The sequence below is a fragment of the Paracoccus haematequi genome, from assembly GCF_900631945.1.
GTDB classification, from domain to species: Bacteria; Pseudomonadota; Alphaproteobacteria; order Rhodobacterales; family Rhodobacteraceae; genus Paracoccus; species Paracoccus haematequi_A.
Genome location: NZ_UZWE01000050.1, coordinates 77,948 through 103,717 on the forward strand (window position 1 = coordinate 77,948; position 25,770 = coordinate 103,717).

Here is a 25,770-nt window from a genome sequence, read left to right on the forward strand (position 1 = left end):
ATAAAGGACACAAGTTTGCGCAGGGAACATCATGTCCACCACCTTCCTGACCGGACCCATCGCCACCCTGCCGGGAACATCCGCGACCAGCGGCATCGCCAAGGTTCCGGTCCACGGTTCGCTTATGCTGGGCGCCGAGGGTTTCGCGGGCGACGCCCAGGCCGACAGGCGCGTCCATGGCGGCCCCGAAAAGGCGGTGCATCATTATCCGCTGGATCATTACGCCGCCTGGCGCGCCGATCTGGGCGCCTTGCCGGTGCTGGACGCGCCGGGGGCCTTCGGCGAAAACGTCTCGACCCAGGGCATGACCGAGGACACGGTGGCGGTGGGCGACATCTTCCGGCTGGGCGGCGCGCTGATCCAGGTGTCCCAGGGCCGCCAGCCCTGCTGGAAGCTGAACCACCGCTTCGGCGTCCCGGACATGGCGCGGCGGGTCCAGGACACCGGCCGCACCGGCTGGTATTACCGCGTCCTGCAAACGGGCGAGGTCGCGCCCGGCGACGATCTGATCCCGGTCGACCGGCTGGCGCCCGGCTGGACGCTGCGGCGGCTGTGGCGGGCGATGTATGTGGACCGCCTGAACCGCGCCGAACTTGAGGGGATCGCCGCGCTTGATGTCCTGGCGGACGGCTGGCGGCGTCACGCGCAGCGCCGCCTGGACAGCGGCCGGGTCGAGGACTGGCGCCCTCGGCTGGAGGGCAAGGCATGAAGCCGCCGCTGGTGATCTCGATCCAAAGCCAGGTGGTCTTCGGCCATGTCGGCAATTCCGCCGCCGTGTTTCCAATGCAGGCGGCGGGGCTGGAGGTCGCGGCCATTCCCACCGTGCTGTTTTCCAACCAGCCCGCCTATCCCACGCTGCGCGGCGTGCCGCTGCCGCCCGCGCTGTTCGCCGACCTGCTGCTGGGGGCCGAGGAACGCGGCCTGCCGCAGCGCGCCGTGTGGCTGGTGACGGGCTATATCGGCTCGGTCCAGGTCGGGCAGCTTGTCGCGGATTTCGTGGCCCGCGCCAAGGCCGCCAACCCGACGCTGCGATATCTGTGCGACCCGGTGATGGGCGATCACGGGCCGGGGCTTTACGTGCCCGCCGAACTGGCCCGGATCATGCGCGACCGCCTGTTGCCGCTGGCCGATCTGGCGACGCCGAATTCGTTCGAACTGGGGCACCTGACCGGCCGTTCCATCGCCAGCATGGCCGATCTGCACGCCGCGGCCGCCGATCTGTCGCTTGCGCCGGACGCCACGCTGATCGCCACCGGCTGCGTCCTGGACGACAGCCCTGCGGATCATCTGGAAAGCGTGATTCTCGCCCCCGGCGGCGCGACCCGGCACCCGACCCCGCGCCTGCCGGTGGCCCTGCCGGGAACGGGCGACCTGTTCGCCGGCCTGATCGTCGCGGGCCTGGGGCGGGGCCGCAGCCTGCCGCAAGCGGTCGAGACCGCGCAGGATCTGACATCCGCCGCCCTGGCCCATGCCGACCGCATTGGCGCGACCGAGGTCGTGCTGTCCGACCCCGGCTTCCGCGCCGCCCTGCTGACCCTGTAACCGGAGGGGATGATGGACATCGGCAGCACCCTGCCCGACGCGACCGTGGCCCGGATCCGCGACAGCTTTGCCCGCCAGGGCCTGATGGGCCTGCTGGGTGCCGAACTTGCCCAGGTGAAGGCCGGGCTGGTGACGATCCGCCTGCCCTTCCGGCCCGAGTTGACGCAGCAGCACGGCTATTTCCACGCGGGCGGCACGGCCTCGGTCGCGGATTCGGCGGGCGGCTATGCCGGGTTCACGCTGTTTCCCGACGACAGTTCGGTCCTGACCGTCGAATTCAAGCTGAACCTGATGAACCCCGCGCAGGGCGATCACCTGGAGGCCGTGGGCCGCGTCATCAAGCCGGGCCGGACCCTGACCATCTGCCAGTTGGATGTCTGGGGCGTCGCCCCCGACCGCCGTATCCATGTCGCGACCGGGCTTCAGACCCTGATCTGCGTGCAGGGCAGACCCGCCTGATCGCCCTCGTGACAACCTAATGATGTTAGCGTAATCAGCCGCCTGACAGACACCAGCGGAAGGGATCGCATCATGGCACAGGCTCGGATCGGGCTGATCGGCTTGGGGACGATGGGCGCGGCATTGGCGCTGAACATCGCGGAAAAGGGCTTTCCGATCGCGGTCTGGAACCGCACCACCGCCGTGACGCGCGGCTTCGCGGCGGCGGCCGGTCCCCTGGCCGCCCATGTGATCGCGACCGAGACGCTGGCCGAACTGGTTGCTGCCATCGCCCCGCCCCGCGCCATCATCCTGATGGTTCCCGCGGGCCAGGCGGTCGACGACCAGCTTGCCGCCCTGGCCCCGCTGCTGGATGCCGATGATCTGGTGATCGACGCGGGCAACGCCGATTTCCACGACACCAACCGCCGCGATGCCTCTGGGCTGCCCTTCCGCTTCCTGGGCATGGGCGTGTCGGGCGGAGAGGAGGGCGCGCGGCACGGCCCCGCCATCATGGGCGGCGGCGATGCGGCCGACTGGGACCGCGTGGCCGACGTGATGACCGCCATCGCCGCACGGGCCGAGGACGGCACCCCCTGCGCCGCCCGGATGGGCGATGCGGGCGCGGGGCATTTCGTGAAGATGGTCCACAACGGCATCGAATATGCTGACATGCAGATGATCGCCGAGGTCTATGGCCTGATGCGCGACGGCATGGGCATGGACGCCGCCGCGATCAGCAGCGCCTTTGCCGGATGGAACGAAGGCGCGCTGCAATCCTATCTGATCGAGATTTCGGCCCGCGTCACCGCCGCCGCCGATCCCCATACCGGCCGCCCCATGGTGGACGTGATCCTGGACCGCGCGGGTCAGAAGGGCACCGGCCGCTGGACCGCCATCGAGGCGCAGCACCTGTCGGCCCCCATCCCGGTGATCGAGGCCGCCGTGATGGCGCGCAACGTGTCTTCCCGGCTGGACGAGCGGCTGGCGGGCGAGGCGCGATTCGGTCCCGCCCCGCAGCCGATCCGGATCGCGCCGCAGACCTTGGAACAGGCGCTGATCGCGGGCAAGATCCTGTGCTATGCGCAAGGCTTCGCGATGATCTCGGCCGCGTCGCAGCGGTTCGGCTGGACGCTGGACCTGCCCGGCATCGCGCGGGTCTGGCGGGCGGGCTGCATCATCCGGTCGGCGATGCTGAACGACATGGCCGCTGCCTTGGCCGAGGATCCGGCCCGCAACCTGGTCCTGGCGCCGTTCTTCGCCAGCCTGATCGAAAGCGCCCTGCCCGGCCTGCGGCAGGTCGTGGCCGAGGGGGCCGCGCAGGGGCATGCGCTGCCCGCCCTGGCGTCGGGGCTGATGTGGTTCGACCTGATGCGGACAGGGCGCGGAACGGCGAACCTGATCCAGGCGCAGCGCGACTTTTTCGGCGCGCACGGCTTCCAGCGGATCGACGGGCTGGACGACCCGCACGGGCCTTGGGGCCAATCCGCCTAGTCGACAGGGGCGGGCGACGGAACCGCCCGCCCGTCGTCCTTACCGCTGGCGAATCTCGCCCGAGGCCGGGTCGACGCGGATATCGACCTCGCGATTGTCGGCGGTGTGGTATTCGACCTCCCAATAGCCGTCGTCGTCCCAGGACACGTCCGAGATGAAGGACAGATCGCCGCCCAGATCGGTTTCCAGCTTGGTCACCACCTCCGACAGCGGCAGAGATCCGGCGGGCGGGGTCTGCTGGGCCGTCACGGCCGACGGCGCGGCGATCAGCGATACCAGGGCGAATGCGGGGACGATGGACTTCATTGGAAAGCTCCTTTCACGGGTTGCCGCAGTCAACCGGCTGATCCCCTGCGGGTTCCCCCAACGAACCCTTGCGAGGCGGATGGAACGCGCCTATATTCACGCTGTCCGGGGTAACCCGGACTATGGACATAAACGCGCATGGAATAAGCGGATCGGACCCGGGGGCGGTACCCGGCGACTCCACCAGATCACCCTCGTTGGGGGACAATGGGGTCGAAACAGGATCGACGAACGTCTAAAGATGTTTGCTTTGTCTCGGTGAGCTACCACCGTCATCGGTGCAAAATGTACAGTTGCCAACGACAACCGTGCTCCGGTCGCGCTGGCTGCGTAAGCAGTCCGCAAGATCGAAACCTAAGCCCTTCCGCCTAGCAGCGTAAGGCGGGGCCCGCAGGAGCCTGGCAACAGAATCCTGCACTTTCAGCCATTTGCGGGATATGTCTGCTGACGCAGGGGAAACTTCCTGCGGAACCGCGTCCGGTTTCTTGCCCAAACCCCCGGTCGCCCCCCTTTTCATCGTCGGTCATATGCCTATGCTGGCCCGAAATAAGGGGACGGGCATGGCGCGATCGGGAATCGACTATGGCGGAATGATGCATCGCGCGCTGCAAGGCATGATTGCCGACGTGCTGGAACGCGTGTCGCAGCATGGCCTTCCGGGCGACCATCACTTCTTCATCACCTTCGACACCCGCGAAGACGGCGTGGAAATGGCCGACTGGCTGCGCGAGCGTTACCCCGAGGAAATGACCATTGTCATCCAGCACTGGTTCGACAACCTGACCGTGGACGACCTGGGCTTCACCGTCACGCTGAACTTCGGCAACTCGCCCGAGCCGTTGCGAATCCCCTTCGACGCGCTGCGCACCTTCGTCGACCCTTCGGTCGAATTCGGCCTGCGGTTCGAGACCCAAGAGGCCGAAGACGACGACGATGATGAGGACGACGAAGACGATGAGGGCGGCGACGACAATCCCGACAGCCCCGCCCCCGGCGGCGGCGAGGTCGTGCAGCTGGACCGCTGGCGGAAGTAAGGTTCAGCCGTCGCGAAAGACGGCGCGCGCTGCCGCGATGCCATTCAACGCGGCCGGGAACCCGGCATAGACGGCCATCTGCATCAGCACCTCGACGATCTCCTGCCGTGTCAGCCCGACATTCAGCCCGGCGCGAAGATGCACCTCGAGCTGCGGGCGGGCATTGCCCATGGCGGTCAGCGCCGCGATGGTGGCGATTTCCCGGTCGCGCAGGGACAGGCCCGGACGGGCATAGATGTCGCCAAAGGGAAACTCGAACAGCACGTCGGCGAAATCCGGCGCGATGTCGGCCAGGCTGTCGATGACCGCCTGGCCCGCCTCTCCGTCGATTTGGGCCAGCAGGCGGCGGCCGCGTTCGTTTCGGGTTTCATGATTGTCCTGTGTCATCGGCTGCGTCCTTTCCGCTGGAAATCATCGCCTGATAGGTGGCGATCTTCTGATCCATGAGGGAAAGACACTCGGTCAGGTCAGTCAGCCTGCGCCGCAGCCCGTCGCGGTGATCCACCAGCAGGTCGCGCCGGGCTGCGGCCGTGGCGTCGCCCTGCGCCCGCAACCGGGCATAGCGCTGCATCTCTGCGATCGGCATCCCGGTCTGGCGCAGCCGGATCAGGAAGCGCGCCCAATCCAGGTCGCGCGCCTGATAGACCCGCCGCCCGCCCGCATCGCGCAGCGGCGGCTGCATCAGCCCGATCCGTTCATAATAGCGCAGCGTATCGGCGCTCAGGCCCGTCTGCCGCGCGAAATCGGAAATCTGCATGGCGCCCACCCGGCCGATTCGTGGCTTTCCCCAAGGAACGCCCCTTGATCTAGGGGTTGGAGCGCGCTCCAGGTCAAGGCGTCAGACCATCATTTCCTTGGTCGCCGTCAGCCGCAATTCGGGATGGTCGCGGGCCACGCGGTCGATGTCCCATTGCAGCCGGGTCAGATAGACCATGTCGCCGTCGTGATCCTGGGCGATATGGCCCTTGTTGGCGTTCACGAAGGCCTCGACCTTGTCCTTCGGCCCGGCGACCCAGCGGGCCGAGGTGAACTGAGATCCCTCGAAGCGGACCGGAATGCCGTATTCGATCTCGATCCGGCTGGCCAGAACCTCGAATTGCAGGGCGCCGACGACGCCGACGATGAAGCCCGACCCGATCATCGGCTTGAAGACCTTGGCCGCGCCTTCCTCGGCGAATTGCATCAGCGCCTTTTCCAGGTGCTTGGCCTTCATCGGATCGGTCGCGCGCACCGATTGCAGCAGTTCCGGGGCGAAGGACGGGATGCCGGTAAAGCGCAGCGCCTCGCCCTCGGTCAGGGCGTCGCCGATGCGCAATTGGCCGTGGTTCGGGATGCCGATGATGTCGCCCGCCCAGGCCTCGTCCGCCAGTTCGCGGTCGGCGGCCAGGAACAGCACCGGATTCGTCACCGCCATGGGCTTTTTCCACCGCACATGGGTCAGCTTCATGCCGCGTTCGAAATGGCCCGAGGCCAGCCGCACGAAGGCCACCCGGTCCCGGTGCTTGGGATCCATGTTGGCTTGCACCTTGAAGACGAAGCCGGTCACGGCCTTCTCCTCGGGCGCGATCTCGCGTTCGGCGGTGTTCTGCGGCTGCGGCGCGGGACCGTATTCGCTGATCCCCTTCATCAGTTCCTGCACGCCGAAGCTGTTGATGGCGCTGCCGAACCAGATCGGCGTCATGTGCCCTTCCAGGAACGACTGGCGGTCGAAGGCGGGCAGCAGTTCGCGCGCCATTTCGACTTCTTCGCGCAGCTTCTCCAGCAGGTCGGCGGGGATGTGATCGGCCAGCTTGGGATCGTCCAGCCCGTCCATCTTGACCGACTCCGCCACCTTGTTGCGGTCGGCGCGGTCCATCAGCTCCAGCCGGTCGTGCAGCATGTCGTAGCAGCCGATGAACTCGCGCCCGACGCCGATGGGCCAGCTTGCCGGGGCCACGTCGATGGCCAGGTTTTCCTGGATCTCGTCGATGATCTCGAAGGTGTCGCGGGATTCGCGGTCCATCTTGTTGCAGAAGGTCAGGATCGGCAGGTCGCGCAACCGGCAGACCTCGAACAGCTTGCGGGTCTGGGATTCCACCCCCTTCGCGCCGTCGATCACCATGATCGCGGCGTCCACGGCGGTCAGCGTGCGATAGGTGTCTTCCGAAAAATCGCTGTGGCCCGGCGTGTCCACGAGGTTGAAGCGGTGGCCGTCGAAATCGAAGGACATCGCCGATGCGCTGACCGAGATCCCCCGTTCCTGCTCCATCTTCATGAAGTCGGAGCGCGTCCGCCGCGCCTCGCCCTTGGCGCGCACCTGCCCGGCCATCTGGATGGCGCCGCCATACAGCAGGAATTTTTCGGTCAGCGTGGTCTTGCCCGCATCGGGATGCGAGATGATCGCGAAGGTCCGGCGGCGGGCGATTTCAGGCGGCAGGTCGGGGCGGTTTGTCATGGCGCGGGCTGTAGCCTGCGACGCGGGAATGCGCAATCGCCGGGTGGGGCTGAAGTGGTTTCTGGGGTGGATGGTCGCCTCGGACATATCGACCGCCTCCTGATCGGTCAACACGCCGCCCTGGCCCAGTTGGATGCATGGCCGGCGGCATCGCCCATCTCACGAATTGCGCCGCCTTCTAGGGCCGCGCCATCGCGGCTTGCCCAACCGTGGGTTAGATCAGAATCGTTTGGATGCTTCCGACGAACTGTGCGCGGCGAAGGATTTGGTCCAGCTGCTCGAATTGTGAAGCCGAGACGTTCGGTACAGTGCTGATATGGCGGCGATCAATGCCGGTTGCTACGCGGCGCTCGACCGTCTGGACCGAGCCATCAAGCTGCTGAATCAGCCTCGCGAGGACGCAGCATGAGCGGATTCTCTACAGTGCGGGCTTCTGATCTGCTCGACGACATCGCCATGACCTTCGACCTGGTCGAAGGCGCTGCCGAACTGATCAACCCCATCCTCGAAGCGACCTGCGACAACCCTTGTCAGCGGCGCATGCTGGAAACGCTGGCCGCTAGCCTAGAGGCGTTTGCCCGCGCAGGGCGATCTCTTGTCAGAAAAATCGAGGAGCTCAAGTGATGATTCGGCATCATTCGTTCAATACACAAATGGCTTGACGGTTACTCCATTCGTCTATGACACGGATGGTATGAAGTCTGGTGTTTTCCGCCATTGGCGCGCGTCGATGCAAGACGCTGTCGGTTATTGACCGACAGCTCAAGGCTGCCAAGCATCTGCCTGTGTTCGGCCGAGGGCCGAGCGCGCGCGACGTCGATGCCAGTTATCTGGCAAGGATCCTCATCACCCGCATGGCAACCGATCGGCCTGCACGGGCGGTAGAGAGCTTCGAACGATTTGCATCCATGCAGATCGCCAACGCGGGTCATCATCACTGGGTGAACTCTCGGCTGCCTGATCCTGATCACACGCTTCTCGATCTCATGGAACTCTTGTGTTCGCCAGATCACGATCTGACGAAGGGACCGGAGTTCGTCATCCAGTTCTTAGGTCAAGCCGCCGTGGATATCGAGTTCATAACCGCAAAGGGTAAGCCGCTGAAGGTGATGTATATTTCGCGCAGCGACTTGGGGGGCGATATGCCGGAAGACCCTTACAACTCGCCTGGCTCCCTATGGGGATCGTCGATGCCAGGCGGTGCAGTTCGAACTGGCTGGACGGTTTGAAGGCGATTGTCTTCAATCTGGATGGGGCGCTTCATGACACGGCAGATTGACCAGATCGCCTCGATGATCGGGCTGATCAGCTCGGAGGAACTGGCGGCTTTGCTGCGGTATTCCGGGCCGAACAATGCCTTCCGCGACTTCTGCGCCAATCGCAAATCCGTTTCGTCCCCCAGGCGGCCTGGATGGTTCGACCCGGTGCATGTTCGCGCCCGTCTAGACGCTGTGCAAGGGCTTGGGGTGCTACCTGCTGTGCCCCCTGTAAAGTCGAGCCTTGTAGCCCAGAGGAGGGCGCGTCGTGGCGCCTCGTGATCTGCCTTAGGTCACATACCCATAAATGGGCTTCCCGATTGGCGAGGGTTGTGATTCACTTCCCGCGATTGGGGAGGTGGTCATGGCACGTTTCGATCTGACGGATTTCGAATAGGCGGTGATCCAGCCTCTGCTGCCGACGAAGGTGCGGGGGGTGAAGCATGCCGACGACCGAAAGGTTCTGAACGGCATCTTTTGGCGGCTGCGGACGGGTGTGCCCTGGGCCGACATTCCGGCACGTTACGGGCCCTGTACGACCTGCGTGAACCGCTTCAACCGCTGGCGGAAAGCCGGACATTGGGCGCGCATTCTACAAGTTGTGTCAGAGGCTTGCGGTGGCGATATCCAGATGATCGACTCCTCTTCGATCCGGGTTCATCAGCATGGGGCCAACGGGCCAAAAAAGGGGGGCGATCCGATCGCATGGGTCGCTCGCGCGGCGGGCTGACGACGAAGATCCATGCCCTGGTGGATGCCGCCGGCCGCCCGATCCTGCTGAAGCTGACGGCCGGACAGGCCCATGACGGGCGTTCAACGATGGACATGCTGGCGACGGTGGGATCCGGCCAAGTGCTGCTGGCGGATCGCGGCTATGACGCAGACTATCTGCGCACCCCTTGCGGGCGCGGGGCGCGGGGCGCGGTGGCCAACATCAAGCCGATGCCGGGCCGCAAGAGGATCCCGGCCTTCGAGCGGACACTCTATCGCAAGCGCAATGTCGTGGAACGGTTCTTCAACAAGCTCAAACACTTCCGGGCAGTCGCCACCCGCTACGACAAGACAGACGCCAGTTTCCTCGCCTCTGTCCACCTCGCCGCTATCCGCATCACACTCCGAGGGTACGAGGCGGTGACCTAGGGGCGTCCATCGTGTCCGGCGCAGGACCAAGGCGGGCTACAAGTTTCACTTCCATACTTGGCGCGGCGGCCCGAAGTTCTGGGAATCCTCGATCGGCTATCCGAACGAGGAGGATTTTTTTTTGCCGCCTTCGCCGAGGCCGTCAAGAGGCCCAAGGCCGATGTACATGACGCCGCAGATGGTCGACGATTTCCTGTCCAGTGCGGAAATGCCGAAGGACGAACGAACCAGGAAGGATTACCGCATCTGGGCGTTGCGCTTCGCCGAGGCCTTCAAGCTCGATCCCGCATCGATGTACGAGGAACCGGAGGCGCGGGGCGAGGTGAACGACTGGCGCAAGGCATGGGCGCACAGTCCCCGACAGTATGACTACGCGGCACAGTCGTCACCCGGATCCTGAACTGGGCGTGGAAGGACGCAGGCAAGCTGCGTGTTCATTACTGCGGCGATTTCCGCAAGGTCTACGAGGTCGATCGCTCGGAAATCGTCTGGACCACCGATCAGCGCCATGCAGTCTGCAAGGTCGCGCCGGACTGGGTCAGGCGTATTCTGATCGCCGACTGCGAAACCGGGCTGCGTCCTGCCGATCTCGTTCGGCTGCATCGAAACCAGATCGAGGCGACGCCGATGAGCCGTCGCATCTGCATCCGCACGAACAAGCGGAAGCGGTTGGCGACCATTCCGGTGACAGCCGATATGGCGCGTCTGATCGAGGCAACGCCTGCCGATCGGATGCTGATCCTGGTCAGCGACGCTGGCAACCCCATGACCAGGCGCCATGCCTCGGACAGTCTCCGCTACTGGCGAAACCAGGCGGGTCTGGCACCCGATGCTTTTGGGCTACGACCTCCGCCTTCAGGACACGGGAGGAATGGCTGCCACACGGCTTCTGAATGCCGGTCTGGAGCTGGCTCATATCGCTGCTCACATGGGCTGGTCGGTGCGCTACGCGGCTGCGGTGATCGAACATTACGCCCGCGTTTCACCCGACGAACCGACGCCATCCTGGTGAAGCTCTCCCTGGCGAAGGGGGGCAAAGAATGAACTCCGCTGTAAACGGAACTGTAAACGGCGCAAGCCGTGGAAATATCGATATGACGCAAGCTGTTGAAAAGACTTGGAGGCGGGTACCGGAATCGAACCGGTCTTCACGGATTTGCAATCCGCTGCGTAACCTCTCCGCCAACCCGCCGGAGCCTTGCGTTTGCTAGGGTTTTCGGTTGATGGGGTCAAGGGGGTTATCACTCCGGTTATCACTTTCTTGTTCTTGTCCCGTTTGTTCCTAAAGGGCGTCTTCATTTACGGATTCCCTTGTCGGGTGAGTTCTGATTCAAGATCGAAAACGGAGGCGATCTTGAGCAGGCGGACCCTGACTGACGAGCAATGGGAACGGATCGGGCCGCTGTTGCCCGGCAAGGCCGGATCGGGGCCGCAGCGGTGCCGACAACCGGCTGTTCATTGATGCAGTGCTGTGGCTGGCGCGTGGCGCCTCGCCCTGGCGCGACCTGCCGCCGGAACTGGGGCACTGGAAAACGGCCTATACCCGGTTCCGCCGCTAGGCTCCCAACTCAATCAAGTCCACCAGATGACGACAGCTGCGATGGCAACGGCAGAGGCGAAGTTGATGGCGAGCTTGTCGTATCGGGTCGCGATGCGCCTCCAGTCCTTTAACCTGCAGAAGGCGCGCTCGATCAGGTTCCTGTCGCGCTATGCATCGGCGTCGTAGGGGATGGGCGCTTTGCGTGATCTGGTCGAGGGGATGATGGCCTCGGTGCTGGTCCCGGCCAGACGGTCGCGCAGGCTGTTCGCATCATCGCCCTTGTCGGCCAGAAGGCGGGCGGGTGCGGGGCATTTGTCGAGAAGGGCGGGTGCTTCGGAGATATCTGCGTGGTTTCCGGGACTGAGAGTGAAGGCCACCGCTCGCCCGCAACCATCTGTCAGGGCATGGATTTTTGTGGTTGGGCCGCCGCGCGACCGCCCGATGGCCTGAACTTTCGCCCCCCTTTTCCGCCGTGCGCCGAGCGATGGGCGCGCACGGCGGTGCTGTCGATGCTCAACTCGTCGGGCAATTCCGCCTGCGCGGCGAGGGCCGCAAATATCCGTCCCCAGAGGCCACGATGGCTCCACCGGTTGAAGCGGTTGTAGATCGTCGTGGACGGGCCGTAGTCAGACGGGCAGTCCTCCCAGCGGCAGCCGATGCGCAGCACGTGGATGATGCCGCTGATCACCCGGCGGTCGTCCACCCGCCGCGCCCCCGGCTGGTTCTTCGGCAAGAGCGGCTCGATCACGGCCCAAGCCCGGTCCGACAGCCAAAATCCACCCGACATCGCCCGCCTCCCCTGACAATACCGGGATAAACATCAAAGCAATAGGTTGATTGAGTTTGGAGCCTAGGCCCATGCGGGAGTGTGGGAGCGCCTTTACAAGGCGTTGAGCGTCGATCCCGACTTCGAATATGTGCTGATCGACGCGACCATCTCGAAGGTCCATGCCGATGCCACCTCGCAAAAGGGGGGCTTGAAGCTCACACCATCGGTCGGTCCCGCGGTGGGCTGACGACCAAGATCCATGCCGCGGTCGATGCGCTCGGCCTGCCGGTGCGGGTCTCCATTGCGCGGTGTCCTTTCGATGACGGACCAACCCTATTTTACTCTACAGTATCCCATATGCCGCACGGGTGCGACGCGAGGCTTTACCTTTCAGGCGCGAGCGGTTCTTCGATGGTCCCTGCCCCTTCCGGGCATGGGATTTCTGGAGACGATGGCGCCTCAAACGCGACAGGATCAGCATCGAGGTCATAGGGCCGGAACCGGGCGGCAACGATCCCACGCGCGCCGATGCGGCTATCCGGTCCCTCGCCCGGCTGATCGGTCGCCAGATCGCCCGCGAGCAGTTCGAGTGCAAGATCGCGCTGGAACGCAAGGCGCAGAAGAAGCACCCGGCAGGCGGAGATGCGTAACTCCAGCCTTGAAATAACACGAATTATACGTATAATTCAGGCATCCCAATCGAAAGGATGCCAGCCATGCCGACAGTCGGTTCCCTCGAATTCCAGCGCAAGTTTGGCGAGTTCCAGCATCAGGCGCAGCGCGAGCCGGTGGAGATCACCCGCCACGGGCGGCGCGAGTTCGTGCTGATGTCCGCCGATCACTATGATTGGCTCCGCGCTGCCGCGCAGCGGACGCATCGCACGGCGAATGCCGCCGATGTGGTGATCGACGCCGTGGAGCGGGCCGAGATGGACCCCGAACACGCCCACCTCGACGACCTATTGAAGTAAGGCGGGCGACGTGGCGATCCCTGAACCCAAGCCCGGCCTCGTCCTGCGCTACGATTACCTCTGGACGCATGAGGCTGCCGCCGGCCAGGATCAGGGCAAGGACCGTCCGGCCTGCCTCGTCGCCGCGACCGATGCGCTTGTCCGCCCGCGCCATGTGGTGCTGCTGCCGATCACCCAAACGCCGCCCTCCGGCGATACGGTCGGCATCGAGATCCCGGCGAGGGTGAAGCAGGCCATCGGCCTCGACGACGCGCCGAGCTGGGTGATCGTGTCGGAGCATAATATCGACGAATGGCCCAATGGCGGGCTGTCGCCGGTTCCCGGCAAGCGGGGCGCGTTCGCCTATGGCTTCATCCCGCCGAGGCTGTTCGCCAAGATCAGGGCCAGCTTCCTCGAACTGGCCCACGGGAAGAAGAGCGGCGCCGTGCGCCGCTGACCATGGAGTTTTGAAAGGACCGGCCGATTACCCGCGTTGCCCTCTATGCCCGCTATTCCTCCGACAACCAGCGCGAGGCGTCCATTGAGGACCAGCTCCGCATCTGTCGCGAGCAGGCCAAGCGCGAGAAGTGGAAGGTCGTCGGGATCTACAAGGATGCGGGGATTTCGGGCGCGAGCATGATCCTGCGTCCCGGTATCCAGATGCTGTTGCAGGACGCGCAGGCGGGACAATTCGACATGGTGCTGGCCGAGGCGTTGGATCGCATCTCGCGCGACCAGGCTGATGTGGCGACGCTGTTCAAGCATCTGAAGTTCGCCGGCGTTCCCATCGTCACGCTGGCCGAGGGCGAGATCAGCGAATTGCATGTCGGGCTTAAGGGCACGATGAACGCGCTGTTCCTCAAGGACCTTGCCGCCAAGACGCACCGGGGCATCCGTGGCCGCGTCGAGGAAGGCAAGTCGGGTGTGCTGACGCCCGGCCTGGAACGTGGGGAAATCTATGCCAAGCTGCACGGCGAATTGCGCACGATCCTCGAATGGACGGAACGGCAAGCCGTTGGAAAGAGTGCCAAAACGACAAAACCCGCCGTTGGTGCAGCGGGTTTGTCGGTCTCAATGGTTGCGGGGGCGCGCAACCGCCGTCATCTACCATACCTAAAATGCGCAATCTGAAGTCATGCAGAGCGGATCCTGCCGTCTGAAAACGTCTTAGGATACAAGCGCTTGCTATTGCTCTACGTAGCCAGGCCATGCCCCGAACAAACCAGACCGACAGCATCTTTGCGTAAGCGTCCGGCCTGACCGCTACCCACGCCATTTCCAAGGCAGCAAGTCATCGACCTTTGTTATCTTGTAATCAGGGATACGGGCCAGGGTGTCGACGAGCCAGGCATGGGGATCGATGGCGTTGAGCTTGGCTGTTTCGATCAGGGTGTAGGCGATGGCTGCGGCCTTTCCACCTGCCTCGGAACCGACGAAGAGGTAGTTTTTCCGCCCGAGGGCGACGCTGCGCATGCCGCGTTCGGCGGCGTTGTTGTCGAGTTCGAGGATGCCGTTGTCGAGGTAGGGGCGCAGGCGCCCAGCTTCGGGCGTGGCTGAACCGTCCGGGTGTAGGTGAACTCCGTTATCCCGGTGCGGATCACCTTGCGCACCACCTTCTTCGACAGCTTCAGGTCGCGGCAGATCGTCTTGATCCCCTTGCCCTCGGTAAAATGCAGCCGCCTGATTTTTGCGATTGTCTCCACGATCAGCATCCTGCGCTCGGCCTCCAGTAATCCTCGGAAGCACATTGGACCCAACCCCTGGTCGGTGGGGTCCCTTTTGGACGCCGATCACCCCAGAAGGGGGGGCCTTATTCTACGCCGGTCAACACATTAGCGGCGCGGCATATACTATTTGGCTTGAACTGATCTCGTCCAGAAGAAAGACCAATATGTCTGAGCAACACGACTGCTCCACCGATCCCTCAAAGAGTAATATCTCCAGACGCACGAGCTATGGCTGGATCTGGGTGACGCGGCCGCGTTAGGCGGCGCGGTTTTGGGTGGCTTGGCGGAGGGCAACGCCGTCGGTGAACTTGACGCCTTCGATGACGCTCGGCAAGTGGTTCGTGCCGTTCAGCCTCCGCCATGTCTTCGAAGCGGCCCTGACGCGGGTGAAGACCTTGAGTTTCGCGGTCTTCTGCGACAGCGAACCCTTGGTGCGCACGGTCCGATGGCGGACGGTGGCGAACACGCTCTCCGCCGTTGCAGCGCCGCCAACGATCAACCGGCCATTCTGCGCCTGGCCCTGACGGAGCATGGGGTTGCCCCCGAAAAGTCACGCTGTCGTTACGATCCGCACGGGGCCGCGCCGTTGCAGCACATCGACCACCACCTGCGAGCGCGATCTGCGCAGCATCACATCGGCCGAGCCGCCATCAAGGACGAGGTTGCGGATGGTCACCTCTTCCAGAAAGGCCGGCAGAACCGGCCCGTCAAAGCGGATATGGACCTGCTCGGCGTCGAAACCGAGGCCCAGGCAGGATTGCAGCATGAACAGCGGCGCCGTCGCGGCCCATGCCTGAGGCGAGCAGGCCACCGGATAGAAGGTCGGTCCCCGTGTGTGCTGGCGGGCAAAGCCGCAGAACAGCTCGGGCAGCCGCCGCAGATCGATATAGGTCGATGCGGCAAACAGACCTTCAAAGATCCGTGCGGCCTCGCGCTTGAACCCATAGCGGGCGAAACCCGCGGCAATCAGCGCATTGTCATGGGGCCAGACCGAGCCGTTGTGATAGCTCATCGGGTTATAACGCGCCTCGGTCGAGGCCAGCGTGCGCACCCCCCAGCCCGAGAAGCTGGCCGAATCCGTCAATGTTCTGACCACCGCTTCGGCGCGTTCGGGTAGCGCCAGCCCGGTCAGCAGCACATGGCCTGCATTCGAACTGCGAACCCGGCAGGCACGCTTCTCGCCATCAAGAGCGAGCACATAGGTCCCCAGAGCTTCATCGAAAAATGCCGCGTCGAAACCCGACCGCAATGCCTCGGCCCGCTGCTCGAAGCCGGCGGCCTGCGTCTCGGGGCGGCCGATTGCGCGGGCGATCGCAGCAGCGGCGCGCCATGCGCCATAGGTATAGGCCTGCACCTCGGCCAAGGCGATCGGCCCTTTGGCCAGCGCGCCATCGGCATGAAAGACCGAATCGTGGCTGTCCTTCCACCCCTGATTGACCAGACCTTCGGGGTTGCGCCGCCCATATTCGATGAAGCCGTCGCCGTCGCGATCACCGTCCTTCTCTATCCAGAACAAGGCTGCTTCGATATGCGGCCACAGCCGACGCAGCGTCACGACATCGCCTGTCCGCTCAAGGTAGGCGCCGGCCAGCATGACGAAAAGCGGCGTCGAATCGATGCTGCCGTAATAGCGACGGAACGGCACTTCTTTTAGCTCGGCCATTTCGCCATAGCGAACCTCGTGCAGGATCTTGCCGGACTCGGCATCGGCCAACGGGTCGTAATCGCTTGCCTGATTGACCGCCAGGTGCAGCAATACCCCCCGGGTGATTGCGGGGTCGAGCCACAGCGTCTGAAGCCCCGTGATCAGCGCATCACGACCAAAGACCGTGCTGAACCACGGGATGCCGGCATAGGGATAGGCGCCTTCGGGCGTATCCGTGACCAGCATATACAGGTCCGAGACCGATCGGCGCACCGCCTCGTTGAAGATCTCGTTCGAACTGTCCACGGCAGCGGCCAGCCCCGAAGAACGGCGCAGCGCAGTCCGTGAATCGCGCAGCGCGGTCCCGAAGCTGCGCCGCAGCGGTCCGCCATCTGGCTTGTCACAGGCGATTTCCATGACCACGGTCCGCGCCTGACCCGGCTTGAGGTCCAGAACGAATGTCGCATGATCCGCCCCCAGCTGCTGCGGCGCGGGGTCAAAGCGCAACGTTGTCGTCCGGCGCCGCCCGTCAAGCCCCCGATAAGCCAGCGTAACCCGGTCGCCCTCGACCTGCGGCGGCAGCATCTCGCCCCGTTTTGCGCGCCGTGCGCCGCGGACCTCGAACAGATCCGCAAAATCGGCTGAAAAGGCCAGTTTCAGGGTGATCCGGTGCGGGCGTTCGTCAAAGTTGCGCAGCGCAAGGCGTTCATAGCAGGCCGCCTGCCACAGAAAACGCGACCGCCGCAAATGAAGCAGGTCGTGTTCCAGCACGATCTGACCCTTGCCATCTGAAATATCGGGATTGGTCAGATCGCAGGTCAGCGTCGCATTGTCGTCGCGCAGGGTCGAGGACAGCAGCATCGGCGGCAGGCCCTCGATCGTCAGACGCAAATGCGACAGATAGCGTGTATCGCGGTGAAACAGCCCCTCGGGACTGCCCGGCCACGACACGGCATCGCCATTATGGTCGAACACGGCGAATGTATCACCGTGTTTCAGCGTGCGCGGGCGACGATCCTGCAACGAGGTCGCCACCGGCATCAGGACCTGAGAAGTCTCGTCCGGGGCCGCGGGGGCCAACAGCCCCTGTTCGGCATGAACATGTTTCATGACGCTCGTCTCCTCAGGCATGGTGGATCTGGTGCCCGCCATTCTGCCCCATGACCGAGGCAATCCCGGCACTGCGCAGCATGTTACGCCGCATGTGGGGCAGCTCGCGATAGAGGGCGACATAGTCATTCGCCATCCGCTCGACCGTGAAGCGGCTTTCGAAGGTCTTGCGGACCTTTGCCCGGTCCAGTTCACCCAGCCGCCCGACGGCATCAACGGCCGCGTCCATGTCGCGGACGACAAAGCCGCTGACGCCATTGTCGATGACTTCGGGCACCGAGCCACAGCGGAAGGCGATAACGGGCGTCCCGCAGGCCATCGCCTCGATCATGACCAGGCCAAAGGGCTCGGGCCAATCAATGGGGAACAACAGCGCTTGGGCATTGCCAAGGAATTCGGCTTTCTGATGCTCGTTGATCTCGCCGATGAACTCGACATTCGGATGGCGCGCCACCATGGGTCCGATCACCTCGTCCCAATAGGCCTGATCAGCCTTGTCGATCTTTGCCGCCATTTTCAGGGGCATTCCGGCGCGGGCCGCGATTTCGATCGCCCGGTCAGGACGTTTCTCGGGCGAGATCCGGCCAAGGAAAGCCAGATAGCCACCCTGTGGGTGCGGGGTAAACGGCAGGATATCGCGCGGCAATCCGTGATGGATCGTGCCCGCCCAGTTCACCGGCGGCATGGGCCTGCGCTGATCATCCGAGATCGAGACCAGCGGATAGTCCCTGAACATCGCATAGAAGGGCGCCAGATCCGGCAGGTCCAGCCGGCCATGCAGGGTTGTGACGACCTTGTCAGCGAAACCGCTGATCATCGGATAATGCAGCAGGTCGATATGGAAATGCAGCACATCAAACTCGTCTGCACGCCGGCGAACCTGTTCCAGCATCATCATGTGATAGGGCAGCGGGTCCACGACCTCGGGGTTCAGGCGCAACGCCATGTCGCAGCAGGGCACCAGCCGGGCACTGGTCATGGAATCTCCGCTGGCGAACAGCGTGACGTCATGGCCCTGACGAACCAGTTCTTCGGTCAGATAGGATACGATCCGTTCGGTCCCGCCATAGAGGCGCGGCGGACAGCGTTCCGCAAGCGGGGCAATCTGGGCGATCTTCATCGACAAAACCTCCTCGTTCGAGCAAAGCGTTGACAATGGAGCAGCATCCGGAGCGGCGCGGCGCCACCCTTCGGGCGTGGCTTGTCCCCGCGATCTGTCTTAAGCTGCCCGTCGCCTGTCAGCGACCGATGTGACATGTCCCGGTCGCAGGCCTTCGTCCGATATCACAAGGCGAGAGCAGCCAGAATGGCGGAACCCTCCTTCAGCAGTTGGTAATGCGCGCAGTCTGGGCCTGCGCGCCGCAAGATCTAGGGCACAGGCGGCGCTGTTCAAGATATTCCCGTCCGGGTCGTCTCAAGTGGCGCGCCGGGGTTTTCACCAGCCATCGCCTTGTGGAAATTGTTCTCGTGCCATTTTGAAAAACAACGATATCGCTTCAAACAGGTCTGCATTCGGTCATGTGTGGGGATCGCCGTCGCAGATACCGGCGCGGCTGCGGCCAGCGGCGGGCACGGGACCCGGCCCGCCGCTGCACGGTCATCCTTCAACGATCACCAGCATACGCCGGGAGTCGCGCAGCATCTCGACGACCAGTGTCGTTCGCCCGTCAGGCACGATACGCCGCAAATCCTCGACCGAGCGGACCGGCTGTCGATTGACCGACAGAATGATGTCACCGACACGGAACCCCCGCCATGCCGCAAGGCTGCCGGGTGCCACGGCGTCGATCTCGAGCGCTTGCCGCCCGCCGGGACCGGCGACCTCCCGGAACGACAGCCCGGCAAGCGCGGTGTTCTCGATCCAGTCCGCCGTGCGTTCGGGCTGTTCGCCGATCCTGGCTGTCAGGTCAAGGCTTTCGTCGCCACGCAGAACCGACAGGACAAGCTCGTCACCGACCGAAAGCATCCCGATCCGGTTGCGCAGGTCGGCGGCATTGCGCAGAGGCCGCCCATCCGTCGCAATCACGACATCCCCGACCTCAAGCCCGGCCTCTTCCGCGGGCGAGTCGGGCTCGATGCTGGCGATGACCACGCCACGCCGGTTGCCGTTCTCCAGCCCCATGGCATCGACCAACTCGGGTGTCAGCTCTTGTATGGTCACACCCAACAGGCCGCGATGTACTTCACCATGTTGGATAAGCTGTTCCATGACCGAGATCGCCATGTTCGAGGGTACGGCAAAGCCGATGCCGACATTGCCGCCAGCTGGGGTCAGGATTGCGGTGTTGATACCGATCAGCCGGCCCCGGCTGTCAACCAGCGCCCCGCCCGAATTGCCGGGGTTGATCGAGGCATCGGTCTGGATGAAATCTTCATAGCCATCGCGGCTGATGCCGCTGCGTCCCAGGGCGCTGACGATGCCCGATGTCACGGTTTGACCCAGCCCGAAGGGGTTGCCGATGGCCATCACGTGATCACCCACCAGAACGGCGTCTGAATCGGCGATCTCGACTTCGGTCAGGCCATCGGCGTCGATGCGAAGCAGGCCGATATCGGTGCCGGGATCACTGCCGATCAGTTCGGCCTCCAGCGCGCGGCCATCCTTCAGCGTGACGGTGATGGCGCTGGCATTGGCAATGACGTGATGGTTGGTCAAGACATAGCCCTCGTCAGCATCGACGATAACGCCTGATCCGGCGCTCATGCGGACCTGATTACGGGCATCGGGCACCAGCCCCGGCGGAAGATCAAAGAAACGGCGAAAGAAAGGGTCGTTGAAAAGGGGGTTGGCGCTGACCTGCGTCTCGGTTCGGGTTGCGATATTGACGATTGCCGGCGTCACGCGTTCCAACACCGGAGCTGCGGTCAGCAGCCCTCGTTCATCAAGCGCAAAGGCCGTCTCGCCCTTTGTCGGAAAGGGCGTGAACAGCGCAATCAACAAGGCGAAAAGCATGACCTGCCAGCGCGTGCGGGCCGTATGTGACAAAGGCATGGGATTCTCCTGCATGAAAAAGCCGGTCCCGGAGGCCGGGGCCGGCACTGGAAATCAGGCGGTCCGAGGTCCACCCGAACCGCTGGCGGACCAGATCCGCGCACCGGTCCAGACAACCAGAGCAAGGCCGCCAATGACATGCAGCGCGGCAAGCCAGGCGGCATAGCCGGCGGCTGTGGTCCATGGGCTGAGGGCAACCCACAACCCAGCCACCAGCAACAGGCGGTCAGCGATGGGATGGCCCGTCAATACCAGCCACACTGTCAGCGCGACAATCGCTGCGCCCGTGACAAGGCTGTTCCAGAAGGCGGCAGGGGGCAGCGAAAGCATCAGCGGCAGCGCAGCCATCAGCAGCCCCGCAACGATGGCGGCCCCGGCCGCGATGCGATAACCGATATCACGACGGTCTGAGATCCAGTTTGCAATCATCGTTCAACCTCCTTTCTTTCGATCGTCAGTTGTGTTTCGCCAGCCGTAGCGGCTGCGACGGCGGCAGGAAGGGGCGAAGTTCATCGGGCCCCAAGACACCAAGCGCGATGTCACGCAGCGCAGTATCTATCGCGTTTTCATCTGCGTCATCCAACCCTGCCCGCGCATCCTCGCGCAGGCTTCGGGCACGCGCGGCCGCAGCCAGAACCAATCCGAAGCGGTCGGGCATGACGGCCTGACATTCAAGCGCGACAAACGGATCCATGGCGCAGCCCCTCAGGCCACCTGCTGTTGGTCCCGGGCCCCTTCAAGGGCCCGCAGCGCGGTTTCCACCTGGTCCAGCCGCGATTGGCGGTGGTGTTCGGGCATGCCTTCCGAGGTCGCCTGATCCTGAAGATATTCGTTGAACGCCATGTTCATCAGGATCGAGCGGCGCACATCCAGCGGCAGGCTAGTATCGCGTGCCACCTCCATCGGGGCGGCGCCTTCTCTGTCGCTGTCCGCTGGGGATGCAAGCGCATCACGATAGGCGTCGCGGTGCTGTCCAAGGCCCAGCCGGTCAAGTGTCCGGTCAGAGAAACGCCGCAGTCGTGCAGCATGGGCGTGACGCTGACGCTCGGCCGTCTGTGCCCTGCGGCGGGCCTCGGCCTCGCCCGGCGGCAGATGCACCTCATAGGCGATGCCCAGCCGTTCGGCATGTCGGATCGCCGCGTCAAGGCTGGGAAAGGTCAGCTCAACCTGATGCGCCGTGTCCGTGCCCGAGGTCCAGCCCATCAGGGGCTCAAGCTCGGGCCGGACTGGCGCTCGATCCGCAGCCGCCACTGGCCGTTGCGCGCGCGGCCCGACGTGGTCGCGGACCGGGACGGTTTCCAGATCCGGGCAAGACTTTCTGCCGGCAGGCTGGAGGTATAGCTGGCCTTGCCCTTGCCTTGCGGCAGAAGCCCCGCACTGCCCTGCGATGCGGGGGAAATACGCTCTGCACTTACAAGTTGCATATCATCCTCCGATGCTTTGGGACCGCGAAGATGCAGGCCGGGACATCCCGGCCCGCAATGTCAGCTTTTCAACGGGATACGTTTGACCTGTGCCTGCGCCGTCTCGGTTCGGGGCAGGGTCACGGTCAGCACACCGTTGCGGAACGAGGCCTCGACGGCCCCCTCGTCAATGCCGGCGGGCAGAGGGATGCGCCGCTCGAACCGCCCATAGACACGCTCGCTGAAGCGGCGTTCGCTGTCCTCGGTCGAGGTGGTCTTTTCACCTCGCAAGGTCAGCAGCCCGTCCTCCAGCAGAACCTCCACGTCCTTTTCCTCAAGGCCGGGAAGCTCGGCAGTGACCGAGATCGCCTTGTTCGTCTCGGAGATCTCGACGCTGGGCCAGTTTGCCCCCATCCAGCCATTGCCACCAGAGAAGACCGGCGATGGGGTGCCGAAAGACCGGAAAAAATCGTCAAACAGCCGATCTACCTCGCGGTGGAAGGTTGTGAACGGATCGCGAACAGGCTCTGCCGACGGGGTGTCATTACCACGCCACCAAGGCAGATTTCGGGTCCAGTTTTGCGGAATAAGATCTCGAACGCTCATTTTTCTGTCTCCTGTTTTTGCGCATGGCCCGCCCAAGGCTGGCATCGGTCAGAGCGATGCCAGCGGGACATGGCCGATATCGGATCGATGTCAGATCAGGCCGCAGCGGGCTCGGGCTGAGGGGCCGCCGCTTTTGCGAATTTCGCGGCCGATATCTGCGTCTGTTGGGCAGGCTTGGCGTGCTCGCCGCTGACCCGCGCGATCTCGATGCGCCGCGGTTTTTTCTCCTCGGGGATTTCGCGCATCAGCGACACCGTCAGCAGACCATCGGTCAGCGAAGCACCCTCGACACGAACATCGTCGGCCAATTCAAAGCGCCGCTCGAAGCTGCGCGCCGGAATGCCGCGATGCAGGTATTGCGCGTTGTCGTCCGCCTCTTTGCGACCGGCAACAATCAGCACATTTCCGTCCTGAGTCAGGGTGAGGTCATTATCGCTGAAGCCCGCAAGTGCCATGCTGATGGCATAGCGATCCTCGGCCTCCCGGACGATATCGTAGGGGGGCCAGTTTTCCGCCGTATCGGCGCGGGCCGTGTTTTCCAGCAGGTTCAGAATACGGTCAAAGCCAACGCTTGACCGAAAGAGCGGTGTAAAGTCGAATGTGGTTCTCATAGCCACGTCCTCCATTGAGCAACATGGGTACAAGTTGATGATTTAACCGGAAATTCCGGTTGCAGACCCCCTACCAGCGATCTGCACCATCTCATCTAGAATGCCCTTTCCGGGTGTCAAGACCGCCCTGCAAAATTTTCCGAGGACAACGATTTTGTGTTTCGGTGTTCGCGCGCCTTAGGCGCGGCGCTTGCAGTTACGGCGTCGTCGCTCTAAGGCCGCGAGCCTGGGACATGAGAGGGGCTGTCCCGCCAGCCTGCAGGACGCCATTCGTCAATGGACAGAGGGATGACGCCGCCGATGCCGAGGCGCGTCTTACAAGGCGGGCCCGCGACCAACGATGCGCTTCGTGCCGGTGAAGAGCGAGAAAGCGCAGTGCGCAGCACTTCGCCATGGCGCTCGGACAATTGGCGCAGCATGGCTTGGCCTTACGCGGCGTCATCATTCAGCAGGCGGCAGACTTGACCTGCACCGGTTTCGTTCCGGTCTTCTGAGAGCGATGCTCTCTTCAAGGAGACAGGATATGGCAGCGATACACAGCGACCCGGCATGGCGGACTCTTCCGCGAGACCCGCTACGAGATCAGCCTGCAGGCCCAGGGCAAAAGCGGTGCGCGGACGCTGTCCGGCACCCTGACGCCGGCCGGGGCGCCGGACGTCTGGCGCCTTGCCGGGATCACGCTGGAGCCGGGACCGTTGCGCGGCGATCTCGACCCCGACGCACCTGCCACCCTGGATCTTTGCCTCGACAGGCCCGACCGCTGCGTCGACTGATCCCCCTGCCCGTCCTTTCCGAAGACTTTCCCGAAGACCTTTTTCGATTGTGGAGACACCCATGAAGCCCCTCATCCTCGCCGCCGCCTTCGCCCTGCCCGCCGCCCTCGCCCAGGCCGAGCCCTATCTGGCCCGCTGCCACATGGGAGAGTGCATCCACTACGACCAGACCTCGCGCCAGGTCGTCGGCCAGGGCAGCGCCGCCGTGCCGGGCGATCTGGTGCTGGTCACCCTGCGCGAGGCGGTCTCGGCCGATCCCGACACCCCCGCCGACAGCCTGGATTGGGGCGAACCCTCGCCCGTGCAGGTGTTCTGCAGCCCCGCGCGCCCGGCCTTCATGGCAGGCAACGCCAGCTATACCGCGCTCGACCTGGTCACCCCGGCGGGCGCCACCACGCTGATCACCACCATGTATCTGCGCGCCTGCCATCCCGACCTGGGCACCTTCGACGATCCCTTCGCCGCCGCCGCCCGGCTGGGCTACCGCGCCACCGAGACCGGCAGCTACCCGGACTTCGCCGCGCTGATCCGCCGCTGAGCGGCCACGGACTGCCCCATCGGGGCGGCACGCCGCCGCCCCCCTTCGGAAAGGACACGAACATGACCCGCACCCGCATCCTGATCGCCGCCGCCGGCGCCGCCATTCTCCTGATCGCGGTGATTGCCGCCACCGCGCTGTTCCCCGGCGGCCCGCTCAGCCGCAAGGAAATGCGCCTGGTGGACGGCTTCGCCGCGGCCTATACCGCCTGCATGGACTCCGCCGGCGATGCCAACGGCATCAGCCTGGGCGACTGCAACGAGGCCAAGATCCTCAAGGCCCGGATCGACGAGGCCGGCCTCTGCATCGACTACGACAACACCCGACAGGACACCTACGAGGACTTCTACCGCTGCGGAAGCGCACGGTGAGCGGAGATCGAGGGCGACGGAATGCGGCAGCCGTTGCATAGCATGATAGAGTAATAGTGTAATATTACTCTATCATGCTATCATTCCGCCGAGGAACGACCGAAGCTATCATAATAGCAACCTAGGGTAATAGTATCCTGGCACGCTATCACCTCTCGCCGGGAAAAAGCCATCATCGCATCAGCGCCGCCCTCAGGGCCAAGGCGGCTATCCAACGGCAGCTATTACAATATTATCCCAGGATGCTAACACCGGGAGCCGCGACAGGTTGAGATCAAGCCTTCGCGTTGCAAGCAGCAGGATCCTGTGAGCCGCCACCTTTGATGGTGGCGGCGAATGAATTTCTGGGGCGCCGTCATAAGCTGGGGGTGATGTCCGTGTCCGAGTCGGTATTATCTGCGTCGAGATCGCTGGCGGCCTCCGCAGGGTCGCTTGGCGTAGCAGCCTCCGACACGGATCGCGTCGTCTCAGGCACGACGTCGGTAGGCTTCTCCTTGGTTGAGGGCGCGGAATTCTCCGGCGCCGTCTCAGCCGCCTTTGCGTCCGGGCCCGGGCGACCGAGCTTTGCCGCATCATACCCGGCTTCGGCCAGGGTGGCCATTATCAGGGCGTTTGTCTGATCATCCGCGCCAACAGGCTTCATGCCGAGTTCGGCGCATGCGATGGTCATCCCAACGATGAAGTCCTCGTTACCCACGATGTCGCAGGCACTCCAGCCTTTTGCCTTTGCCTCAAGGGCCATTAGACGTATCGAAAGTTCGGTCGATCTTGTGGTGATGATGCTGTCGCCCATGTCCCTGACCACAGTGCCATCATCGAAAACGACCGAATGACTTGAGACGTCCACATAGCGGAAAGCGACCGCAATGTCGGATGGCAATTCGACCGGATACAGTGAGCGCCAGAGCCTGACTTTGACGCCTTCCGCGGACCTCCGGGCATTGTGGGCTCGGATACGACCAACGATCATTGGATTTGACTGCAAATCCACAGTAACCGGCCGATTGTTACCGCGGCGGTTGAGCCTTGAAGCGTTGCGCGAGTTCAGGATCGCTAACGAAGTCGTCGAGGAACTGGTGCCAGGTTTCTGC

Annotated in this window: 29 protein-coding genes, 1 tRNA gene, 1 other RNA gene and 8 pseudogenes; 19 read left to right on the top strand and 20 right to left on the bottom strand. The window is 63.9% G+C overall.

Features of this window, described 5'->3' with window-relative positions; translation table 11 throughout:
* The first annotated feature begins 31 nt into the window (after positions 1-31).
* From PARHAE_RS16730 to gndA, 4 genes are all read left to right on the top strand, one after another.
* A complete protein-coding gene (locus PARHAE_RS16730) occupies positions 32-709 on the top strand; it encodes an MOSC domain-containing protein (protein WP_126155708.1) in 678 nt (225 codons plus the stop codon).
* Positions 706-1,542 carry a pyridoxal kinase gene (pdxY, locus tag PARHAE_RS16735; RefSeq protein ID WP_126155709.1) on the top strand — a complete coding sequence of 279 codons (837 nt, stop codon included), beginning with the start codon at positions 706-708 and terminating at the stop codon, positions 1,540-1,542. Before PARHAE_RS16730 ends, pdxY begins: the two co-directional genes overlap by 4 nt.
* A 12-nt stretch (positions 1,543-1,554) precedes the next feature.
* On the top strand, positions 1,555-2,001 hold the full coding sequence (locus tag PARHAE_RS16740) for a PaaI family thioesterase (protein WP_126155739.1): 447 nt from the start codon (positions 1,555-1,557) through the stop codon (positions 1,999-2,001).
* Positions 2,002-2,073: 72 nt separating this feature from the next.
* The gene (gene gndA / locus PARHAE_RS16745) at positions 2,074-3,474 is read left to right on the top strand and encodes an NADP-dependent phosphogluconate dehydrogenase (protein WP_126155710.1); all 1,401 of its coding nucleotides are present in this window, start codon (positions 2,074-2,076) and stop codon (positions 3,472-3,474) included.
* Between the two features lie 39 nt (positions 3,475-3,513).
* On the opposite strand, the gene PARHAE_RS16750 is transcribed toward gndA, so the two are convergent.
* Positions 3,514-3,780, bottom strand: coding sequence for a PepSY domain-containing protein (locus PARHAE_RS16750; protein ID WP_126155711.1), 267 nt, complete (start codon positions 3,778-3,780; stop codon positions 3,514-3,516).
* Positions 3,781-3,844: 64 nt separating this feature from the next.
* Between PARHAE_RS16750 and ssrA the strand changes: the two genes are divergently transcribed.
* Positions 3,845-4,199, top strand: a transfer-messenger RNA (tmRNA) gene (ssrA, locus tag PARHAE_RS16755).
* Positions 4,200-4,340: 141 nt separating this feature from the next.
* The gene (locus PARHAE_RS16760) at positions 4,341-4,814 is read left to right on the top strand and encodes an SspB family protein (RefSeq protein WP_126155712.1); all 474 of its coding nucleotides are present in this window, start codon (positions 4,341-4,343) and stop codon (positions 4,812-4,814) included.
* Positions 4,815-4,817: 3 nt separating this feature from the next.
* Here PARHAE_RS16760 and PARHAE_RS16765 read toward each other — a convergent pair whose 3' ends face one another.
* The 3 genes from PARHAE_RS16765 to PARHAE_RS16775 all read right to left on the bottom strand — a co-directional run bounded on the left by PARHAE_RS16765 (position 4,818) and on the right by PARHAE_RS16775 (position 7,248).
* On the bottom strand, positions 4,818-5,201 hold the full coding sequence (locus tag PARHAE_RS16765; RefSeq protein WP_126155713.1) for a carboxymuconolactone decarboxylase family protein: 384 nt from the start codon (positions 5,199-5,201) through the stop codon (positions 4,818-4,820).
* Complete coding sequence (locus tag PARHAE_RS16770; RefSeq protein WP_126155714.1) at positions 5,182-5,571, bottom strand: MerR family transcriptional regulator; 390 nt, start codon at positions 5,569-5,571, stop codon at positions 5,182-5,184. The genes PARHAE_RS16765 and PARHAE_RS16770 overlap by 20 nt, the downstream gene beginning before the upstream one ends.
* Positions 5,572-5,652: 81 nt before the next feature.
* Positions 5,653-7,248, bottom strand: coding sequence for a peptide chain release factor 3 (locus tag PARHAE_RS16775; RefSeq protein ID WP_126155740.1), 1,596 nt, complete (start codon positions 7,246-7,248; stop codon positions 5,653-5,655).
* A 405-nt stretch (positions 7,249-7,653) separates the two neighbouring features.
* Here PARHAE_RS16775 and PARHAE_RS16780 point away from each other — a divergent pair, with 405 nt between their 5' ends.
* The 6 genes and pseudogenes from PARHAE_RS16780 to PARHAE_RS21755 all read left to right on the top strand — a co-directional run bounded on the left by PARHAE_RS16780 (position 7,654) and on the right by PARHAE_RS21755 (position 10,656).
* Positions 7,654-7,872, top strand: a complete 219-nt coding sequence (locus tag PARHAE_RS16780) for a hypothetical protein (protein ID WP_126155715.1) — start codon at positions 7,654-7,656, stop codon at positions 7,870-7,872.
* Positions 7,873-7,952: 80 nt separating this feature from the next.
* Positions 7,953-8,477 carry a hypothetical protein gene (locus tag PARHAE_RS16785; RefSeq protein WP_126155716.1) on the top strand — a complete coding sequence of 175 codons (525 nt, stop codon included), beginning with the start codon at positions 7,953-7,955 and terminating at the stop codon, positions 8,475-8,477.
* A 427-nt stretch (positions 8,478-8,904) separates the two neighbouring features.
* Positions 8,905-9,644, top strand: a protein-coding gene (locus tag PARHAE_RS16790) for an IS5 family transposase (protein WP_241232856.1) whose coding sequence is annotated in 2 segments (ribosomal slippage) — positions 8,905-9,180 and positions 9,183-9,644 — 738 coding nt in all. Because the reading frame shifts where the segments join, the coding sequence is not laid out codon by codon here.
* A gap of 166 nt (positions 9,645-9,810) precedes the next feature.
* Positions 9,811-10,044 carry a hypothetical protein gene (locus tag PARHAE_RS21750; protein ID WP_241232857.1) on the top strand — a complete coding sequence of 78 codons (234 nt, stop codon included), beginning with the start codon at positions 9,811-9,813 and terminating at the stop codon, positions 10,042-10,044.
* Positions 10,045-10,256: 212 nt separating this feature from the next.
* A pseudogene (locus PARHAE_RS22005) lies at positions 10,257-10,415 on the top strand (tyrosine-type recombinase/integrase); the annotation flags it as partial.
* A gap of 100 nt (positions 10,416-10,515) precedes the next feature.
* Complete coding sequence (locus PARHAE_RS21755; protein ID WP_241232858.1) at positions 10,516-10,656, top strand: hypothetical protein; 141 nt, start codon at positions 10,516-10,518, stop codon at positions 10,654-10,656.
* A gap of 106 nt (positions 10,657-10,762) precedes the next feature.
* On the opposite strand, the gene PARHAE_RS16800 is transcribed toward PARHAE_RS21755, so the two are convergent.
* A tRNA-Cys gene (locus PARHAE_RS16800) sits at positions 10,763-10,836 on the bottom strand.
* A 162-nt stretch (positions 10,837-10,998) separates the two neighbouring features.
* On the opposite strand from PARHAE_RS16800, the pseudogene PARHAE_RS16805 reads away from it, so the two are divergent.
* Positions 10,999-11,200: pseudogene (locus PARHAE_RS16805) on the top strand (transposase); the annotation flags it as partial.
* A 16-nt stretch (positions 11,201-11,216) separates the two neighbouring features.
* Here PARHAE_RS16805 and PARHAE_RS16810 read toward each other — a convergent pair.
* Positions 11,217-11,971, bottom strand: a pseudogene (locus tag PARHAE_RS16810) (IS5 family transposase).
* Positions 11,972-12,044: 73 nt separating this feature from the next.
* On the opposite strand from PARHAE_RS16810, the pseudogene PARHAE_RS22180 reads away from it, so the two are divergent.
* A pseudogene (locus PARHAE_RS22180) lies at positions 12,045-12,256 on the top strand (IS5-like element IS711 family transposase); the annotation flags it as partial.
* A gap of 80 nt (positions 12,257-12,336) precedes the next feature.
* Here the strand turns inward: PARHAE_RS22180 and PARHAE_RS21215 are convergent.
* Complete coding sequence (locus PARHAE_RS21215; protein ID WP_164555286.1) at positions 12,337-12,582, bottom strand: hypothetical protein; 246 nt, start codon at positions 12,580-12,582, stop codon at positions 12,337-12,339.
* A gap of 87 nt (positions 12,583-12,669) precedes the next feature.
* Here PARHAE_RS21215 and PARHAE_RS16830 point away from each other — a divergent pair, with 87 nt between their 5' ends.
* The 3 genes and pseudogenes from PARHAE_RS16830 to PARHAE_RS16840 form a co-directional block, all read left to right on the top strand.
* Positions 12,670-12,924: a type II toxin-antitoxin system prevent-host-death family antitoxin gene (locus PARHAE_RS16830; RefSeq protein ID WP_126155720.1), complete on the top strand. Its 255-nt coding sequence runs from the start codon at positions 12,670-12,672 to the stop codon at positions 12,922-12,924.
* 10 nt (positions 12,925-12,934) lie between these two features.
* Positions 12,935-13,360: a hypothetical protein gene (locus PARHAE_RS16835; protein ID WP_126155721.1), complete on the top strand. Its 426-nt coding sequence runs from the start codon at positions 12,935-12,937 to the stop codon at positions 13,358-13,360.
* 26 nt (positions 13,361-13,386) lie between these two features.
* A pseudogene (locus PARHAE_RS16840) lies at positions 13,387-13,827 on the top strand (recombinase family protein); the annotation flags it as partial.
* A 339-nt stretch (positions 13,828-14,166) separates the two neighbouring features.
* Here PARHAE_RS16840 and PARHAE_RS21760 read toward each other — a convergent pair.
* The 12 genes and pseudogenes from PARHAE_RS21760 to PARHAE_RS16895 all read right to left on the bottom strand — a co-directional run.
* Positions 14,167-14,436 (bottom strand): annotated as a pseudogene (locus PARHAE_RS21760) (transposase domain-containing protein); the annotation flags it as partial.
* 2 nt (positions 14,437-14,438) lie between these two features.
* Positions 14,439-14,615 (bottom strand): annotated as a pseudogene (locus PARHAE_RS21765) (IS21 family transposase); the annotation flags it as partial.
* 271 nt (positions 14,616-14,886) lie between these two features.
* Positions 14,887-15,102: pseudogene (locus PARHAE_RS16850) on the bottom strand (IS256 family transposase); the annotation flags it as partial.
* Positions 15,103-15,180: 78 nt separating this feature from the next.
* Positions 15,181-17,514, bottom strand: a complete 2,334-nt coding sequence (locus PARHAE_RS16855; protein WP_338142932.1) for an amylo-alpha-1,6-glucosidase — start codon at positions 17,512-17,514, stop codon at positions 15,181-15,183.
* Positions 17,399-18,505 carry a glycosyltransferase family 4 protein gene (locus PARHAE_RS21770; protein ID WP_126155723.1) on the bottom strand — a complete coding sequence of 369 codons (1,107 nt, stop codon included), beginning with the start codon at positions 18,503-18,505 and terminating at the stop codon, positions 17,399-17,401. Before PARHAE_RS21770 ends, PARHAE_RS16855 begins: the two co-directional genes overlap by 116 nt.
* A gap of 477 nt (positions 18,506-18,982) precedes the next feature.
* Positions 18,983-20,392: a DegQ family serine endoprotease gene (locus tag PARHAE_RS16865; protein WP_241232859.1), complete on the bottom strand. Its 1,410-nt coding sequence runs from the start codon at positions 20,390-20,392 to the stop codon at positions 18,983-18,985.
* A gap of 39 nt (positions 20,393-20,431) precedes the next feature.
* Positions 20,432-20,806, bottom strand: a complete 375-nt coding sequence (locus tag PARHAE_RS16870) for an SPW repeat domain-containing protein (protein WP_126155724.1) — start codon at positions 20,804-20,806, stop codon at positions 20,432-20,434.
* Positions 20,807-20,831: 25 nt separating this feature from the next.
* Entirely contained in the window at positions 20,832-21,071 is a 240-nt protein-coding gene (locus PARHAE_RS16875; RefSeq protein WP_126155725.1) for a DNA-directed RNA polymerase subunit omega, read from the bottom strand.
* An 11-nt stretch (positions 21,072-21,082) separates the two neighbouring features.
* Positions 21,083-21,580 (bottom strand): NADH dehydrogenase ubiquinone Fe-S protein 4, encoded by a 498-nt coding sequence (locus PARHAE_RS16880; RefSeq protein ID WP_126155726.1) that lies wholly within the window; start codon positions 21,578-21,580, stop codon positions 21,083-21,085.
* Positions 21,580-21,801: an ETC complex I subunit gene (locus tag PARHAE_RS16885; protein ID WP_126155727.1), complete on the bottom strand. Its 222-nt coding sequence runs from the start codon at positions 21,799-21,801 to the stop codon at positions 21,580-21,582. The genes PARHAE_RS16880 and PARHAE_RS16885 overlap by 1 nt, the downstream gene beginning before the upstream one ends.
* A gap of 60 nt (positions 21,802-21,861) precedes the next feature.
* A complete protein-coding gene (locus PARHAE_RS16890) occupies positions 21,862-22,386 on the bottom strand; it encodes an Hsp20/alpha crystallin family protein (protein WP_126155728.1) in 525 nt (174 codons plus the stop codon).
* A gap of 95 nt (positions 22,387-22,481) precedes the next feature.
* Entirely contained in the window at positions 22,482-22,997 is a 516-nt protein-coding gene (locus tag PARHAE_RS16895; protein ID WP_126155729.1) for an Hsp20 family protein, read from the bottom strand.
* 834 nt (positions 22,998-23,831) lie between these two features.
* On the opposite strand from PARHAE_RS16895, the gene PARHAE_RS16900 reads away from it, so the two are divergent.
* Together PARHAE_RS16900 and PARHAE_RS16905 are read left to right on the top strand one after the other, a co-directional pair.
* Positions 23,832-24,308, top strand: a complete 477-nt coding sequence (locus PARHAE_RS16900; protein WP_126155730.1) for a hypothetical protein — start codon at positions 23,832-23,834, stop codon at positions 24,306-24,308.
* A gap of 62 nt (positions 24,309-24,370) precedes the next feature.
* Positions 24,371-24,679 (top strand): hypothetical protein, encoded by a 309-nt coding sequence (locus tag PARHAE_RS16905; protein WP_126155731.1) that lies wholly within the window; start codon positions 24,371-24,373, stop codon positions 24,677-24,679.
* A 355-nt stretch (positions 24,680-25,034) separates the two neighbouring features.
* Here PARHAE_RS16905 and PARHAE_RS16910 read toward each other — a convergent pair.
* Positions 25,035-25,770 (bottom strand): LPD7 domain-containing protein (locus PARHAE_RS16910; RefSeq protein ID WP_206437008.1); only part of this gene is annotated, 736 nt, incomplete at its 5' end.